The 14,254-nt window shown below is 60.0% G+C and carries 14 protein-coding genes; all 14 read left to right on the top strand.

Annotation, left to right across the window (positions count from 1 at the left end; genetic code table 11):
* Nucleotides 1–206: 206 nt before the first annotated feature.
* Nucleotides 207–1,610, top strand: coding sequence for an aminotransferase-like domain-containing protein (locus KMAL_RS14345; RefSeq protein ID WP_110096282.1), 1,404 nt, complete (start codon nucleotides 207–209; stop codon nucleotides 1,608–1,610).
* 340 nt (nucleotides 1,611–1,950) lie between these two features.
* Nucleotides 1,951–2,433 (top strand): MSMEG_0572/Sll0783 family nitrogen starvation response protein, encoded by a 483-nt coding sequence (locus KMAL_RS14340; protein ID WP_010512648.1) that lies wholly within the window; start codon nucleotides 1,951–1,953, stop codon nucleotides 2,431–2,433.
* A gap of 24 nt (nucleotides 2,434–2,457) precedes the next feature.
* Nucleotides 2,458–3,432 carry a Nit6803 family nitrilase gene (locus tag KMAL_RS14335; protein ID WP_048851485.1) on the top strand — a complete coding sequence of 325 codons (975 nt, stop codon included), beginning with the start codon at nucleotides 2,458–2,460 and terminating at the stop codon, nucleotides 3,430–3,432.
* A complete protein-coding gene (locus tag KMAL_RS14330) occupies nucleotides 3,429–4,538 on the top strand; it encodes an MSMEG_0568 family radical SAM protein (protein ID WP_087608919.1) in 1,110 nt (369 codons plus the stop codon). Before KMAL_RS14335 ends, KMAL_RS14330 begins: the two co-directional genes overlap by 4 nt.
* On the top strand, nucleotides 4,535–5,098 hold the full coding sequence (locus KMAL_RS14325) for an MSMEG_0567/Sll0786 family nitrogen starvation N-acetyltransferase (RefSeq protein WP_110096281.1): 564 nt from the start codon (nucleotides 4,535–4,537) through the stop codon (nucleotides 5,096–5,098). The genes KMAL_RS14330 and KMAL_RS14325 overlap by 4 nt, the downstream gene beginning before the upstream one ends.
* Complete coding sequence (locus tag KMAL_RS14320; RefSeq protein WP_014106929.1) at nucleotides 5,095–6,069, top strand: sll0787 family AIR synthase-like protein; 975 nt, start codon at nucleotides 5,095–5,097, stop codon at nucleotides 6,067–6,069. The genes KMAL_RS14325 and KMAL_RS14320 overlap by 4 nt, the downstream gene beginning before the upstream one ends.
* The gene (locus tag KMAL_RS14315) at nucleotides 6,066–7,244 is read left to right on the top strand and encodes an MSMEG_0565 family glycosyltransferase (RefSeq protein ID WP_110096280.1); all 1,179 of its coding nucleotides are present in this window, start codon (nucleotides 6,066–6,068) and stop codon (nucleotides 7,242–7,244) included. Before KMAL_RS14320 ends, KMAL_RS14315 begins: the two co-directional genes overlap by 4 nt.
* Nucleotides 7,232–7,519 carry an MSMEG_0570 family nitrogen starvation response protein gene (locus tag KMAL_RS14310; RefSeq protein ID WP_110096279.1) on the top strand — a complete coding sequence of 96 codons (288 nt, stop codon included), beginning with the start codon at nucleotides 7,232–7,234 and terminating at the stop codon, nucleotides 7,517–7,519. The genes KMAL_RS14315 and KMAL_RS14310 overlap by 13 nt, the downstream gene beginning before the upstream one ends.
* Nucleotides 7,520–7,535: 16 nt before the next feature.
* On the top strand, nucleotides 7,536–8,783 hold the full coding sequence (locus KMAL_RS14305) for an MSMEG_0569 family flavin-dependent oxidoreductase (protein ID WP_010512404.1): 1,248 nt from the start codon (nucleotides 7,536–7,538) through the stop codon (nucleotides 8,781–8,783).
* 15 nt (nucleotides 8,784–8,798) lie between these two features.
* Entirely contained in the window at nucleotides 8,799–10,571 is a 1,773-nt protein-coding gene (locus KMAL_RS14300; RefSeq protein ID WP_048851489.1) for an AMP-binding protein, read from the top strand.
* Between the two features lie 278 nt (nucleotides 10,572–10,849).
* Nucleotides 10,850–12,283: a cytochrome ubiquinol oxidase subunit I gene (locus KMAL_RS14295; protein ID WP_110096278.1), complete on the top strand. Its 1,434-nt coding sequence runs from the start codon at nucleotides 10,850–10,852 to the stop codon at nucleotides 12,281–12,283.
* A gap of 2 nt (nucleotides 12,284–12,285) precedes the next feature.
* Nucleotides 12,286–13,305, top strand: coding sequence for a cytochrome d ubiquinol oxidase subunit II (cydB, locus tag KMAL_RS14290; protein WP_087608924.1), 1,020 nt, complete (start codon nucleotides 12,286–12,288; stop codon nucleotides 13,303–13,305).
* Complete coding sequence (locus KMAL_RS14285; RefSeq protein WP_081477948.1) at nucleotides 13,292–13,441, top strand: DUF2474 domain-containing protein; 150 nt, start codon at nucleotides 13,292–13,294, stop codon at nucleotides 13,439–13,441. Before cydB ends, KMAL_RS14285 begins: the two co-directional genes overlap by 14 nt.
* A 575-nt stretch (nucleotides 13,442–14,016) precedes the next feature.
* Nucleotides 14,017–14,254 (top strand): transposase (locus tag KMAL_RS14280; RefSeq protein ID WP_146044230.1); only part of this gene is annotated, 238 nt, incomplete at its 3' end.

Genomic DNA, 14,254 nt, shown 5'->3' with positions numbered 1-14,254 from the left:
TCAAGCGGGCAAGCCGCTCTTCAACGTCAAAAAATCCCGTCTGCTTCATGATCCATACTCCAATCAACGCAAGGAAAATGGAATCACAGAGCAGACCTCAATACCAGAGGGTTTTTCGAACCCTCCATCTGTATCGATCATTATTGCACGGATTGTATGGTATATGGTCGAATGGAATCTCATCGAATGTATGGAAATTCCATCCCATGTCCGCATACCCCTATCTCGCCCACTGGAAAGAAGAGATCAGCCGGAGTCCGAACGCGATTTACATGACGCTGGCCGATGCCCTGGCGCTTTCCATCCGCAAGGGCGACCTGCGGGAGGGAGACAGACTGCCGCCACAGCGAACGATCGCAGAGTATCTTGGCACTAATCTGACCACTGTGACCCGGGCCTTTACCGAGGCCCGGCGGCGCGGCCTGATTGACGCAACGGTCGGGCGAGGCACCTTCGTCCGTGTCGGTGCGGGGGAAAGCCACTGGCGCCATACCGGTCCAGCCGTAGTTGACCTGACCATGAACCTGCCGCCCATCCCGCAGGAACCGCCGCTTCAGCGGATCATCCAGAGCGACATCGCAGCTATCCTGAAACAGCAGGATCTGAATAGCCTGATGTCCTATCGGGTCACCGGCGGCACGATTGAGGAACGCCAGTTTGGCGCAAAATGGATCGCGCCCGTCATCGGGCAGCGGCGAACGGATGAAATCCTTGTCTCACCGGGCGCCCAGAGCGCTTTGGCGGCCATTGTCAGCACCCATACCCAGCCGGGCGATGTGATTGTTACCGACCGTATTGCCTATCCCGGCATCCGGACCATCGCGGCGCAGTTCGATCTTATTCTGGTCGGCGTGGACAGCGACATGGACGGGATGATGCCGGACCAGCTCGATCGCGTCTGTGCCGAACATCATCCCCGGCTGCTCTACTGCATCCCGACCATCCACAATCCCACCACGGCCACCATGTCCCTGCAAAGGCGCAAGGATATCCTGAAGGTTGCCCAGCATCATCATCTTCATATTGCCGAGGATGATCCCTACAGCCTGCTGATGGACAATCCGCTACCGGCGCTGGCAGCACTCGACCATAGCCGTGTCAGCTACGTGGCGACCCTCGCCAAGACGCTCAGCCCCGGCCTGCGCACGGCCTATGTCGCCCTGCCCAATGCGGACATGACCCGACGGGTCGCGGCGGCCATTCGGGCCATTGCGCTCACCAATGCAGGTCTGCTCAGCGCGCTCACGGCGCGATGGATGCAGACAGGGCAGGCGCATACAATCCTGCACGCCATCCAGAAAGAACTGCGCCTGCGCCAGTCCATTGCCCGCAGGGTGCTGGGGGAGGGGCATTGCATGAACCCCGACGGGCCGCATGTGTGGCTGAAACTGCCGGACTGGTGGGGCAGTGCGGATTTTGTGGCGTATGCCCGCAGGCGGGGTCTGGCGTTGGTGCCTAGCACTGTTTTCACCATCAGCGGCGAGCCGCCGCAGCGGGCGCGCATTGCATTGGGCAGCGCGCCGGACGCCGCAAGCCTTGAGGAATCCCTGCATGGCGTGCTGTCGGTCCTGCAACACAAACGCTCACCCGGCTTCGCTGATATTGTGTGACCTGCGCGCAGTGTCTGGAATCGATGGGAACATCTGATTCCGGGGCACGCCATGCGGGCACATGGAAAAACAAAAAGGCACTTCATTCACGACTGCGTGATTATAAAATCACGCTAAAACAGATACTTACGGATGCCCCTTACGATTGTATGGTTGTCGTATATTTTTTGTATGTCTCTGTCTTGGCAGGATGGCGGCATGTAATCTGATTTGAGCCGTTTGTACCTTTTTCATAAGGCATACAATATTTTGGCTCTCTGCCATCCCGTGCCACGTTTGCCTCGGCAACGCGGTCAGTCCCGGCTCCCTGCCGGAGACCGCAGCACACGGGAGAGATACCATGCCGAAAGTCGAACACGCTCCGCATAAAGATGGCGACTGCTTCGTCAATTATGAAAACAAGGTTTTTGAGGACGTCAAAGCCCAGCCCGGCGAAAAAGCCCTCATCACCTTCCACACCGTCGCCAATGAAGGCTCGGTCGGGTTCGTCAACCTGCTGCAGGCCACCCGCCTGATCCGCAAGGGCTTCGAGACGTCGGTGCTGCTATATGGACCGGGTGTCACCCTTGGTGTGCAGCGCGGCTTTCCCCGTCTGGGCGACGAAGCCTTTCCGGGGCACATGAACTGCAACAAGCAGATCGCAAAAATCCTTGAGGAAGGCGGAAAGGTCTATGCCTGCCGCTTCGCGCTTCAGGCCCTCTACGGCTACGGCGAGCAGAACCTGATCCCCGGCATCACGCCGATCAACCCGCAGGACGTGCTCGACATCATCCTGCTGGCCCGGCGCGACAACGCCTTCATCCTCAATACCTGGACCCTCTGAAGGCCGAAGGGAGGACCGCAAGCCATGTCCCGTATCGTTCGCGCCGCAGCCATCCAGATCAGCCCCGTCCTTGGTGACGATGGTCTGGGAACTGCCCGGAAAGTCTGTCAGGCCATCCGCGAGGCCGCCGAAAAAGGCGTGAAACTGGCGGTCTTTCCTGAAACCTTTGTGCCGTACTATCCCTATTTCTCGTTCATCCAGCCGGCTTTCCGCTTCGGTGGGGAGCATCTGGCGCTTTACGAACGCGCCGTCGTCATTCCCGGTCCGGTCACCGACATGGTGGCCGAGGCCGCGCGCCAGACCGGCATGGTCGTGGTGCTGGGCGTGAACGAGCGCGATTTCGGCACGCTCTACAACACCCAGATCATCTTCGACGCCACGGGTGAAATCCTGCTCAAACGCCGCAAGATCACGCCCACCTACCATGAACGCATGGTCTGGGGGCAGGGCGATGGTTCCGGGCTGAAAGTGGTGGAAAGCGCTGCCGGTCGCATTGGCGCACTGGCCTGCTGGGAGCATTACAACCCGCTCGCCCGCTACGCGCTGATGACCCAGCACGAGGAAATCCACTGTGCCCAGTTTCCGGGCTCGCTGGTCGGGCAGATCTTTGCCGACCAGATGGAAGTCACCATCCGGCATCACGCGCTGGAATCCGGCTGCTTTGTGGTGAACGCCACGGGTTGGCTCACCGAAGAGCAGATCAAGGAAATAGCCCGCGATCCCGCGCTGGAAGGGCCGCTGCGGGGTGGGTGCTTCACGGCCATCGTCTCGCCTGAAGGGAAGCTGCTCGGCACACCACTGACGGAAGGCGAGGGGATGGTGATTGCCGATCTCGACTTCGCCCTGATTACCAAGCGCAAGCGGATGATGGATTCCGTAGGGCATTACGCACGGCCCGAACTGCTCAGCCTGCTTCAGGACCGGCGGCCCGCCCGCACCGTTCATTACGTTGGGGAAGCCAATCCGGTTCCCACATCTACAGATGAGGCTGCGTCATGACCATTCCGACGCTCGGTACACTTTCTGGTCGCAAGCTCGTTACCGACCTGCAATCCTTCGGGCTGCAGATCGGTGAGCAGACCGGCGGCATTGCCCGCAAGGGAGGCGCCGGTCCTTCGGATCACAAGACGATTACCATTGCAGGCCAGACCGTCATGGTCCCGGTCTATACATCCGGCGCGCGGCATTCACCATTCCAGGCCAGCCCGCCGGACCAGCACGGGGCCAGCACGCTGCTACGCGATGGGCAGACACTGGGCACGATCCATTTTCCGGCCGCCCCGCGCTTTTACGGACTGAGCACGGCGGACGGCATTCCCTACTGGAAGATCGCCCTGCTGCATGGCCGTGACACGCTGGCGACCACGGTGCACCAGACCTGCATCCGCTATGCCGACCGGCGCACCTCCTGTCAGTTCTGCGCCATCGGCCAGTCGCTGGAGGCCGATCGGACGATCGCTTACAAGACACCGGCGCAGCTTGCCGAGGTCGCCAAGGCCGCCGTGGAACTGGACGGCGTGCGCGACATGGTGCTGACCACCGGCACGCCCAATGTGGTTGATCGGGGTGCTGCCGTGCTGGCGGAATCAGCCCGTGCCATTCGGGCGGCTGTGGATCTGCCGCTTCAGGTCCAGTGCGAGCCGCCGCGCGATCACGGCTGGTTCCAGCGCCTGCGCGACGCCGGGGCCGACAGCCTGGGTATGCATCTCGAAGCCGCAACACAGGCGGTGCGCGAGAAGATCATGCCCGGCAAGGCCACGGTCAGCGTGGATCGCTATATGGACGCTTTCGCCAGCGCCGTGCCGGTCTTCGGGCGCGGGCAGGTCAATACCTACATTCTGGCCGGTCTTGGCGACAGCGCCGCAGATATTCTGGCTCTGGCCGAACGCCTGATTGCGCTCGGGGTCTATCCCTTCGTGGTGCCGTTCGTGCCGATTTCCGGCACACCGCTGGAAAATCACGCGCCGCCTTCGGCCGATTTCATGAAGTCCGTGCTTGCCCCGCTGGGGCGCATGCTGCGCGAGGCGAACATGAAATCCACCGACATCCGGGCCGGGTGTGGCCGGTGCGGCGCCTGTTCCTCCCTTTCGGCGTATGAACAATGACCATGATCCTCGAAGGGGTGGAAGACCGCCCGTTCATCCCCACGGAATATGTCGTGCGCCTTGCCCGCACGCCGTGGGAACGCGCAGGATATCACGCGCTGCGTCACGAAGTATTCTGCACCGAACAGCATGTTTTTGCAGATGACGATCGCGATGCGATTGATGCGACCTCCATTCCCATCATCGCAGCCTGCTGCATGGCGGGGATGCCGGACCGGATCGTGGGAGCGGTGCGCATCCATGAGGCCGAGCCCGGCGTGTGGCGCGGTTCCCGCCTGGCCGTGCATGAAGATCATCGCAGGCTGGGGCGGATCGGGGCGGAACTGATCCGCATGGCGGTCAGCACGGCGCACGGACTTGGAGCCAGACGGTTCCTGGCCCAAGTGCAGGAACAGAACGTGCTGTTCTTCCGCCGCCTGCACTGGAAAAGTCTCGGGGCCCTCACCCTGCATGGGCTGCCACATCACGACATGCAGGCCGACCTCTCACGCTATCCGGCGCATGGGCTGGACCAGACCTGGCTGCTGCGCCCGCAGCCTCGTAACCGGCAGGTGGCATGATGGCACACGAACTGACGACACTGCTGCGCACGCTTCGACACGGTCGGGCCCTTGCGGGCAAACAGGATATTGCCGAAACCGTCGCAATTCTTGGTCGGGATACAAGCGATGGTATCCGCCTAGGAGATGACTGTGCTGCCATACCGGATGGCGATGGCTATCTCCTGCTGGCCAGCGAGGGGTTTCAGGACAGCTTCGTGCGCGCCATGCCGTGGTTTGCCGGCTATTGCGGCGTGATGGTCAATATCAGTGACATCGCGGCCATGGGCGGTCGCCCTGTGGCTGTGGTGGATGCGTTGTGGAGCGATACATCCGAGGCGGCCGCGTCCATTCTGACCGGTCTGCATGAAGGTGCGCGCACCTATGGCGTGCCGGTTGTCGGCGGTCATACCAACATGCGCAGCACCCATAATTCGCTGTCGGTGGCGATCCTTGGCCGTGCCCGTCATCTGCTGACCAGTTTCGATGCCCGACCGGGCGAAGTCCTGATCGCCGCCATCGACCTGCGCGGCCGCTGGCACGACCCGCACCCGTTCTGGGATGCGAGTTCCGCACTGTGTCATACTGAGGGGGCGGCACGCCTTCGGGGTGATCTCGATCTCTTGCCCGGCATTGCCGAGGACGGGTTAAGCCGCGCCGCCAAGGACATCAGCATGGCCGGACTGCTGGGCACCGCCCTCATGCTGGCAGAATGTTCGGGTATCGGCATGACCATCACGCTCGATGACATTCCACGTCCCGACGATGCACCAATGGAACGCTGGCTGTCCGCATTCCCCAGCTATGGCTATCTGCTGACGGCCCGGCCCGAGGCGGCCGGGGCAGTCATGGCCCGCTTTCATGGGCGGGGCATAGCGGCTTCTGTCATCGGTCAGTGTGACAGCACGCAGCGGCTGGATGTCACATGGGCGGACGAGAAGGAAACCTTCTGGGATCTCGCCCGGATGCCTCTCATGGGGTGTGCGCCATGAGGCTCTCCATCGGCATCCTGACCCATTCCACCAATCCGCGTGGCGGCGTGGTGCATGGCATGGCGCTGGCCGAAGCCCTGTGCGACGCAGGCCACGACGCCACGCTCATCGCGCCGGATGTAACCGGGGTCGGTTTCTTCCGCAGGCCCCGCTGCGCCACAAACTGCATCCCGGCTGTGCCCGAGCCCGACCTGCCAACGCTGGTGGAACGCCGTATTGGCGAGATCCGGGACGCCCTGCGCGGGCAGCCTTTTGACGTGCTGCACGCACAGGACCCGATCAGCGCCAATGCACTGGCCGAACTGGTGGAAGAGGGGCGGATACCGGGCTTTGCCCGCACGGTCCACCATCTTGACCATTTCACGCACCCGGTCCTTGCCGCGCGGCAGGAACGGGGGATCAGGGCGGCGGCCGAACTGTTTACCGTCAGCACAATGTGGGAAGATGTCCTGCGCAACGACCATGGCCGCGAAGCCCCGGTCGTGGGCAACGGGGTTGATCCCGTGCGCTTTTCGCACGTCCCAACCGCGCATGATGCCGCGTTGCGGGCGCGGTATCATCTGCCTGCCGACCGTCACCTGATCCTGTCCGTGGGCGGGATCGAGCGGCGCAAGAACACGTTGCACCTGCTGGAAGCGTTTGTGGCCCTGCGCCGCGAACGGCCGGACGTGCATCTGGTTGTGGCGGGCGGGGCCTCGCTGCTGGATCATTCCGCCTACCGCACCCGGTTCACGACGTATCTGCGCGAAAGCGGTGCAGCCGATCATGTCACCATCACCGGGCCGGTTGCGGATGAGGACATGCCCGCCTTCTACCGGCAGGCGGACGTGCTGGCCTATCCGTCCATAACCGAAGGGTTCGGCCTGTGCCCGCTGGAGGCGCTCGCGTGTGGCACGCCAGTCGTTGTGCCGGAAATCGCGCCCTTTACCGAGCATCTTTCGCGGGCAGATGCGCTGTGGTGCGACCTAGCGCGCCCCGACACCCTGTTTCTGGCCTTGCGGGATGCCCTTGGCGCCCAAAACCGCGAACGCTTCCGGGCCAGCGGCCCCGCAACCGCCCGCCGTTTCGACTGGGGCCGCGTCGCCAGTCGGCACCTCCCCGCATACCGGCGTCTGGCGGCGCGGTCGCGCACCGATGCCATTGCTTCAGGAGTTCTTTCACCATGCCCGAAATGACCTTTCGCGTGCGCTGGCCCGATGGGAAGGAGACTGACTGTTACTCCCCGTCGCTGGTCATAAGGGACTACTTCACGCCCGGTCGGGATTATCCGGTCCGGGAGTTTCTTGAAAAGGCGGACACCGCCCTGACGGACGCCAGCGAGCGGGTTCGCGCCCGCTACGGCTTCCCATGCAGCCGCGCCCGTGGCCAGCTTCAGGCCATAAGGCAGGCCAGTGCGCCCTTCCTGAACCAGTCCGACGCGCAGGTGCGCGTCCTGTCCTTCAGTTATTGAGACGAAAAGAACGATCATGACACAGAACGAGAAAACCATCCCCGTCATCATCGTGGGTGGCGGACAGGCCGGGCTCTCCATGAGCTGGTATCTCTGCCGCGAGAAGGTGGAGCACATCGTCTTTGAGGCAAAGACGGCCTGCCATTCGTGGGATGATGAACGCTGGGACAATTTCTGCCTGGTCACACCGAACTGGCAGTGCGAACTTCCCGGTCATCCCTATAAGGGGAAAGACCCGCACGGCTTCATGGTGAAGCAGGAAATTATTGACTACGTGAAGGGCTTTGTCGCCTCCTTCAATCCGCCCCTGCGCGAGCACACTGCCGTTACCTCCATCACCCGCCATGAAGGTGGTGGCTACCGCGTGGTAGCAGGTGGTGAGACGTGGCACGCAAAGCATGTTGTCATCGCATCAGGCGCATATCAGGATGCGGTCATCCCCGGCTATGCCAGCGCGATCGATCCCGCCATCCATCAGGTTCACTCGCAGGATTACCGCAACGCGGCCCAGTTGCCGGAAGGGGCTGTGCTGGTCGTGGGTAGCGGCCAGTCCGGCGCGCAGATTGTCGAGGACCTGTTCCTTGAAAAACGCAAGGTCCATCTCTGTGTCGGTTCCGCCCCGCGCGTGTCGCGCTTCTACCGTGGCCGCGACGTTGTGGACTGGCTTGCGGACATGCACTTCTACGACCTGACGGTGGATAATCACCCTCTGCGTGACGGTGCACGCGACAAGACCAATCATTACGTCACGGGCCGAAATGGAGGCCATGATCTTGATCTGCGCCTCTTTGCAAAGAAGGGCGTTGGCCTGCATGGCACGCTGGAGACAATCCGCGATGAAGTGGCGCACTTCGCGCCGGATCTGAAGGAAAACCTTGATGATGCGGACAAGACCAATGCCGACATCAAGAAATCCATTGACGCCTACATCGCCCGTGAAGGGATCACGGCTCCGACCGAAGCCCCTTATGTGCCTGTGTGGGAGCCCGATGGCAGTAACACCCCGCTCGACCTGAAGGCTGCCGGGATCACTTCGATCCTCTGGTGCATCGGCTTCCGCCCGAACTATCGCTGGATCGACGTGCCGGTCTTCAACGGGGCCAACAAGCCGGTCTGGCATCGCGGCGTGACCGATGCGCCGGGCTTCTACTTCCTCGGCCTGCCATGGCTGCACACCTGGGGATCGGGACGGTTCTCCGGTGTTTCGCGTGATGCCGCGTGGCTGGCCAGCCAGATCACCGGCAAAGACGTGCCTGTAGCCTGAACGGAGTAAAGCGCCATGCTTCCATGGACAACATATGAGGCGATGTATGACGCGGCCACAAGCCAGCCAGAACAATTCTGGCTGGAGGCGGCGCAACGCATCACATGGAAGCAGGCACCTGTGAGCGCATGCAGGACACGGGCGGATGGCTGGCATGACTGGTTCCCCGACGCCACGCTCAACACCTGCCATAACGCCGTCGACCGGCATGTAGCGGACGGACGCGGCGGGCAGGCGGCGCTGATCTGGCATTCCTGCGCCACGAAGGAACGGCAGGTGGTAACCTACCGGGAACTCCAGGGCAGGGTGGCCGGGTTTGCCGGCGGCCTGCGCGCGCTGGGGGTGGAGAAAGGCGACCGCGTCCTGATCGCCATGCCCACCATGATCGAAACCGCCATCGCCATGCTGGCCTGTGCGCGGATCGGGGCGGTGCATGTGGTGGTTTTTGCGGGTTACGCCGGACCTGAGCTGGCTCGGCGGATTGATAGCGTGGCGCCGAAAGTCATCATCATCGCCAGTTGCAGCTTTCAGGGGCAAACCACCATACCATCCCAACTCGCCCTGAATGAGGCGCTAGCCGAAGCCGAGCATAAACCCCAGGCCTGCGTGATCGTGCAGCGAGCGACCTGCCCGGCTCAGCTTCTGCCGGAACGGGATCACGATTTCCATACGCTGGAACAGTCCGCGCCGGCAGAGCCGGTCATGCTGAGATCTGAAGATCCCCTGTATATTCTTCATACATCCGGCACGACAGGTCATGCGAAGGGCATCGTGCGCGACAATGGCGGGCATGCCGTGGCCCTCGCCCTGTCCATGGAGCTGATCTATGGCTGCGAACCCGGCGATACGTTCTTCACGACATCGGATCTGGGCTGGGTGGTAGGCCATTCCTACGGGGTCTATGCACCGCTGCTCAGCGGCTGCACCAGCGTGATCGTGGAAGGCGGCGCATCGGCTTCCGCCATCCGCGCGCTTTGCCATGAGCACGAGGTGAAATGCCTGTTCACCACACCCACCCAGATGCGCCTCATGCGGCAGGAAAGCCGCAACCTGTCAGGGGCCATCCTGCCTGCACTGGCCCGCATTTTCGTGGCCGGGGAGTATGCGGACCCGACATTGCTGGAGTGGGCACGATCCTATTTTTGCAAACCCGTGGTCAATCATTGGTGGCAGACCGAAACCGGATGGAGCATCACCGCGCATTTCTTTGGCCTGCCCGAGCGTGAGCCGGTTGCGCTCATGAACGACATCGGGCGGCCTGCACCGGGATTCCGTCCGGAAATCATGCTGTCCATACCCGGTGAACAGTGCGGCGAAATTGTCCTCTCCCTGCCGCTGCCACCCGGCTGCCTGGCTGGCGTATGGAAGGATGGAGCGATCCATGTTCCTGCAGCTTACCTGGACGAGACCGGCCAGTATTATCGTACCTTTGACGAAGGTATGATCGAGGCCAGCCGCGCCGTGCATATGCTCGGGCGTTCCGATGATGTCATAAAGGTCGCGGGCCGGCGAATTTCGGGCGTACAGATCGAAAAGATCATCGCCGCCCATCCAGAAGTTCATGCCTGTGCCGTAGTGGCCACCCCTGATGAACTGAGAGGCCAGCGACCTGTCGCCTATGTAGTACCTAACTCCGGCGTAGAAGGCAGACCTTCTTCCGAGGAGATAATCGGACGGGTCAATCACGCACTCGGTCGCTGGATTGGCCTTAAGGAAGTCCGCTTCGTCAAACATCTGCCAACAACGGTTTCAGGAAAGATCACGCGGAAACGCCTGTTGGTATCTTAACGTTATCAGGCTCGTACCAGATCATTCTTACGGAAAAATGGTGAGCTCAAACAGACAGTCCGGAGACTCTGCACTTATCAATATGTCATGGTTAAAGGATTATTAGAAAGACGACAGAATGGTAACTGAAGGCGTCTTCAAAAATCAAAAAAATAACAGATGCCTACATCTATCAGACAGTGCGAATATTCCAACAACAAAACCGTCTAGCAGTCTGCATTTATTGAAATTTTATATTTCTTATAACTGCGACTGAATCAGGATTTGGGGAATTACCCATGCAACCATCTCACGATATCGCGCTGCTTCTTGCACGCTTCCAGTTCGCCTTTACCGTAGGCGTCCATATTGTTTTTCCTGCCTTTTCAATCGGCTTGGCAGCCTATCTGGCCGTACTGGAAGGATTATGGCTTAAAACCGGCCGTGCGGCCTATCTTGATCTCTATCGATACTGGATCAAGATATTCTCGATCGTCTTTGGGATGGGCGTCGTCTCCGGACTGGTCATGTCGTATGAATTCGGCACGAACTGGTCAGTTTTCTCGCGGAAAGCCGGGCCTATTACAGGTGTCCTCCTATCGTATGAAGTCATGACAGCCTTCTTTCTCGAGGCGGGCTTCCTAGGGGTCATGCTCTTTGGCATGAACAAGGTGGGACGCGGCCTGCATTATGCAGCAACATGTTGTGTCTCGGTCGGCACACTCATCTCGATGACATGGATCCTGGCATCAAACTCATGGATGCAGACGCCGCAGGGATACACGATTGATGCTGCTACCGGTCGCTTCATACCTGCGGACTGGCTTGCCATCATTTTCAATCCCTCTTTCCCTTTCCGGCTTGTGCATATGGGTCTGGCGGCCTTTCTTTCGGTTGCCTTTATAGTAGGGGCGACAGGGGCGTGGCATCTGCTCAAGGCACGCCGTGCGGGCACCCAGGCAAGCGAACCAGTGCGCCTGATGTTTTCCATGGCGATGTGGATGGCAGCCTTCGTTGCCCCTCTGCAGGTCCTCGCCGGTGACGCCCACGGGTTGAACACGCTCAAATACCAGCCGGTTAAAATTGCTGCGATGGAAGGGGACTGGGAGTCAGAAGCACGTGCCCCTGAACTACTGTTCGGTATTCCCAACATGAAAACCGAACATACGGATTATGCCATCAGGCTGCCGCTGGCCGGGTCGCTCATCCTGACACACAGCCTGAATGGCAAGGTACCGGGCATGAAGGATTTCCCGCGTGACCAGCGTCCGCCTTCTCCCGTGATCTTCTTTTCCTTCCGCATCATGATTGCGCTGGCGATGCTTATGGTCATTGTCGGGTTCTGGTCACTCTGGCTGAGGCACAGAGGAACTCTGTTTAGCAGTCCGGGATTTCATCGGGTCGCCGTATGCATGGCACCGGCCGGTTTCATCGCATTGCTGTGCGGTTGGGTGACGACCGAGGTTGGGCGTCAACCATGGACCGTTTACTGTTTGCTCAGGACATCCGATAGTGTTTCCCCGATTGCTCTGTCCAATATGGCGCTGACGATGACCGTCTTTGTTGTAGTCTACGTAATCGTATTTGGATCAGGCATCGGCATTCTGGGCCGCCTGCTAGCACGCGCACCACAGGAAGGAGAGCATGAGACCAGCCCCTCTCATGCCCCGGATATTCTAGCCACAAGCACTCATCCCAAAGTCATCAATCCCTCTTCTGGCGAAGGAGCCTGAACATGATGGACGTCGCATACTGGCTTCCGATCATATGGGCCGTTATTCTGGTCGCTGCGATCACCATCTATGTCGTCCTTGATGGCTTTGACCTTGGCATCGGAATGCTGTTCGCCGTGGAACGGCATGAAGGCCGCAGGGATGTGATGGTCAACACCATTGCCCCTGTATGGGACGGAAACGAAACGTGGATGGTCCTTGGTGGCGCTACGCTTTACGGGGTCTTTCCTGGGGCCTATTCAACCCTGCTTCCCGCGTTTTACCTGCCGATCGTGCTCATGCTGGTTGCCCTGATCTTCCGGGGTGTAGCCTTCGAATTTCGTATCATGACACGCGGGACTGGACGCGAAAAACTGTGGGACGGTGGCTTCATGATTGGATCGGGAATCGCTGCTTTCTGCCAGGGCGCAATCCTCGGCGGAGTTGTTCAGGGAATCAAGGTCGTGGATGGAGCTTTTGTTGGCAGTTCAATGGACTGGCTGACCCCATTCAGCGTGCTGTGCGGACTGGCCGTCATGTGCGGTTATGCCCTGCTCGGGGCAACTTGGTTGATCTGGCGCACAACCGACGTGCTAGAAGCTTCCTGCCGCAAATGGGCGAAGCTGCTGGCAATCGGGTTGTTTGTATGCATCGTCGCTGTCAGCCTGTGGACGCCTATGTTGCACGCACCCTACCTGCGACGCTGGACCGAGTGGCCCAATATCGTATTTGTCGCACCCGTTCCCCTTCTGGTAATCGCACTAGGTTTTCTACTGACCATCGGTCTGCGTCGTGGGCATTCCAAAGGACCCTTCCTGTGTGCTCTCGGTTGGTTCTTTCTCTGCCTGTCCGGACTCGGGATTACGGTATGGCCGTATGCTGTTCCGCCCGGGTTGACGCTGTGGGATGTATCATCCCCCCCATCCAGTCAATTTTTTCAACTGGTCGGCACCGTCATCTTGCTGCCGATCATCCTGACCTACACAGTCTACTCCTATCGTGTGTTCCGGGGAAAGGTAACGGAAGCAGATGGCTATCATTGAGATTGTACAGGGCAATGGGGACAACGCGCCCCGGCGCCTTAGCCAGCGTATAGGTTGGTTCATCGGCATATGGACGCTTAGCACAGCAGCGTTATTCGCAAGCGCACTACTCGTTCACATGATCGTACCAAAATGACTAAATCTGTGGTTGTTCTGACAACCACAGATTCATTTTTTAACATTGATTATACCCAGTTGAATTCCTGCCACGATCTTATTGAGCCGTTTAGCGGCGATCTTTTGCCTGATTTCGGGTCGCCGGAAATAAATCGGTATCTCACAGAGCAACGGGCCGCCGTCCCATGCTGTTGCCATGATCCGCATTGAACTAGGGCGTTTCGTCAGTTAAGCGGGAGGATTATGCCGCTTGTACTCCCGTTTGATCTGTGATGTTTTCTTCCTGTTGATGGGACGGGAAGAGTGTGAATGCGACGGTATGGTCTGAGCGACAGTCAGTGGAAGCGGATAGCCCACGCGAGCCAGGCCATGCGTGCAGGACGACTGGTCATCATGGTGGACGATGACAGCAAGTAGAACGAAGGCGACGTGGTCATGGCGGCTCAATTCGTGACGCCTAAGCGGCCCAGAAACATAGCGAAACGGCCGACATTGCGAAGGTAATTGCGTTGCGTTCCCTGGGAGAACAGAGGTGGTCCCCATTTTTCGGACAGGGCGATAAGCTATCATCTGGCCTGAACGAGGACGGGTTTTATGGGCAAGGTTACGCGGAAGAGGTATGCGGCAGAGTTCAAGTCACGGGTTGCGCTGGAGGCGATCCGTGGGGAACTGACGCTGGCGGAACTGGCTTCGAAACATGGGGTACATCAGACGATGATCGCCCAGTGGAAACGGCAGGCGATCGAGGGGATGGCGGCGACCTTTTCCGGGAAAGCGACGTCTGAGCCCCCGGTCAGCCCAGCTGACGTGGAGAAACTGCACGCGAAGATAG

This window comes from Novacetimonas maltaceti (assembly GCF_002906255.1).
GTDB lineage: Bacteria > Pseudomonadota > Alphaproteobacteria > Acetobacterales > Acetobacteraceae > Novacetimonas > Novacetimonas maltaceti.
Note: the sequence above shows the minus strand (reverse complement) of the source record. Positions and strands in the feature narration are given on the sequence as shown.

Coding starts and splice junctions, on each gene's coding strand:
- KMAL_RS14295 (WP_110096278.1), top strand. CDS start 10,850: ATGCAACCATCTCACGATATCGCGCTGCTTCTTGCACGCTTCCAGTTC.
- KMAL_RS14325 (WP_110096281.1), top strand. CDS start 4,535: ATGACCATGATCCTCGAAGGGGTGGAAGACCGCCCGTTCATCCCCACG.
- KMAL_RS14310 (WP_110096279.1), top strand. CDS start 7,232: ATGCCCGAAATGACCTTTCGCGTGCGCTGGCCCGATGGGAAGGAGACT.
- KMAL_RS14285 (WP_081477948.1), top strand. CDS start 13,292: ATGGCTATCATTGAGATTGTACAGGGCAATGGGGACAACGCGCCCCGG.
- KMAL_RS14335 (WP_048851485.1), top strand. CDS start 2,458: ATGTCCCGTATCGTTCGCGCCGCAGCCATCCAGATCAGCCCCGTCCTT.
- KMAL_RS14315 (WP_110096280.1), top strand. CDS start 6,066: ATGAGGCTCTCCATCGGCATCCTGACCCATTCCACCAATCCGCGTGGC.
- KMAL_RS14320 (WP_014106929.1), top strand. CDS start 5,095: ATGATGGCACACGAACTGACGACACTGCTGCGCACGCTTCGACACGGT.
- KMAL_RS14330 (WP_087608919.1), top strand. CDS start 3,429: ATGACCATTCCGACGCTCGGTACACTTTCTGGTCGCAAGCTCGTTACC.
- KMAL_RS14300 (WP_048851489.1), top strand. CDS start 8,799: ATGCTTCCATGGACAACATATGAGGCGATGTATGACGCGGCCACAAGC.
- cydB (WP_087608924.1), top strand. CDS start 12,286: ATGATGGACGTCGCATACTGGCTTCCGATCATATGGGCCGTTATTCTG.
- KMAL_RS14340 (WP_010512648.1), top strand. CDS start 1,951: ATGCCGAAAGTCGAACACGCTCCGCATAAAGATGGCGACTGCTTCGTC.
- KMAL_RS14305 (WP_010512404.1), top strand. CDS start 7,536: ATGACACAGAACGAGAAAACCATCCCCGTCATCATCGTGGGTGGCGGA.
- KMAL_RS14345 (WP_110096282.1), top strand. CDS start 207: ATGTCCGCATACCCCTATCTCGCCCACTGGAAAGAAGAGATCAGCCGG.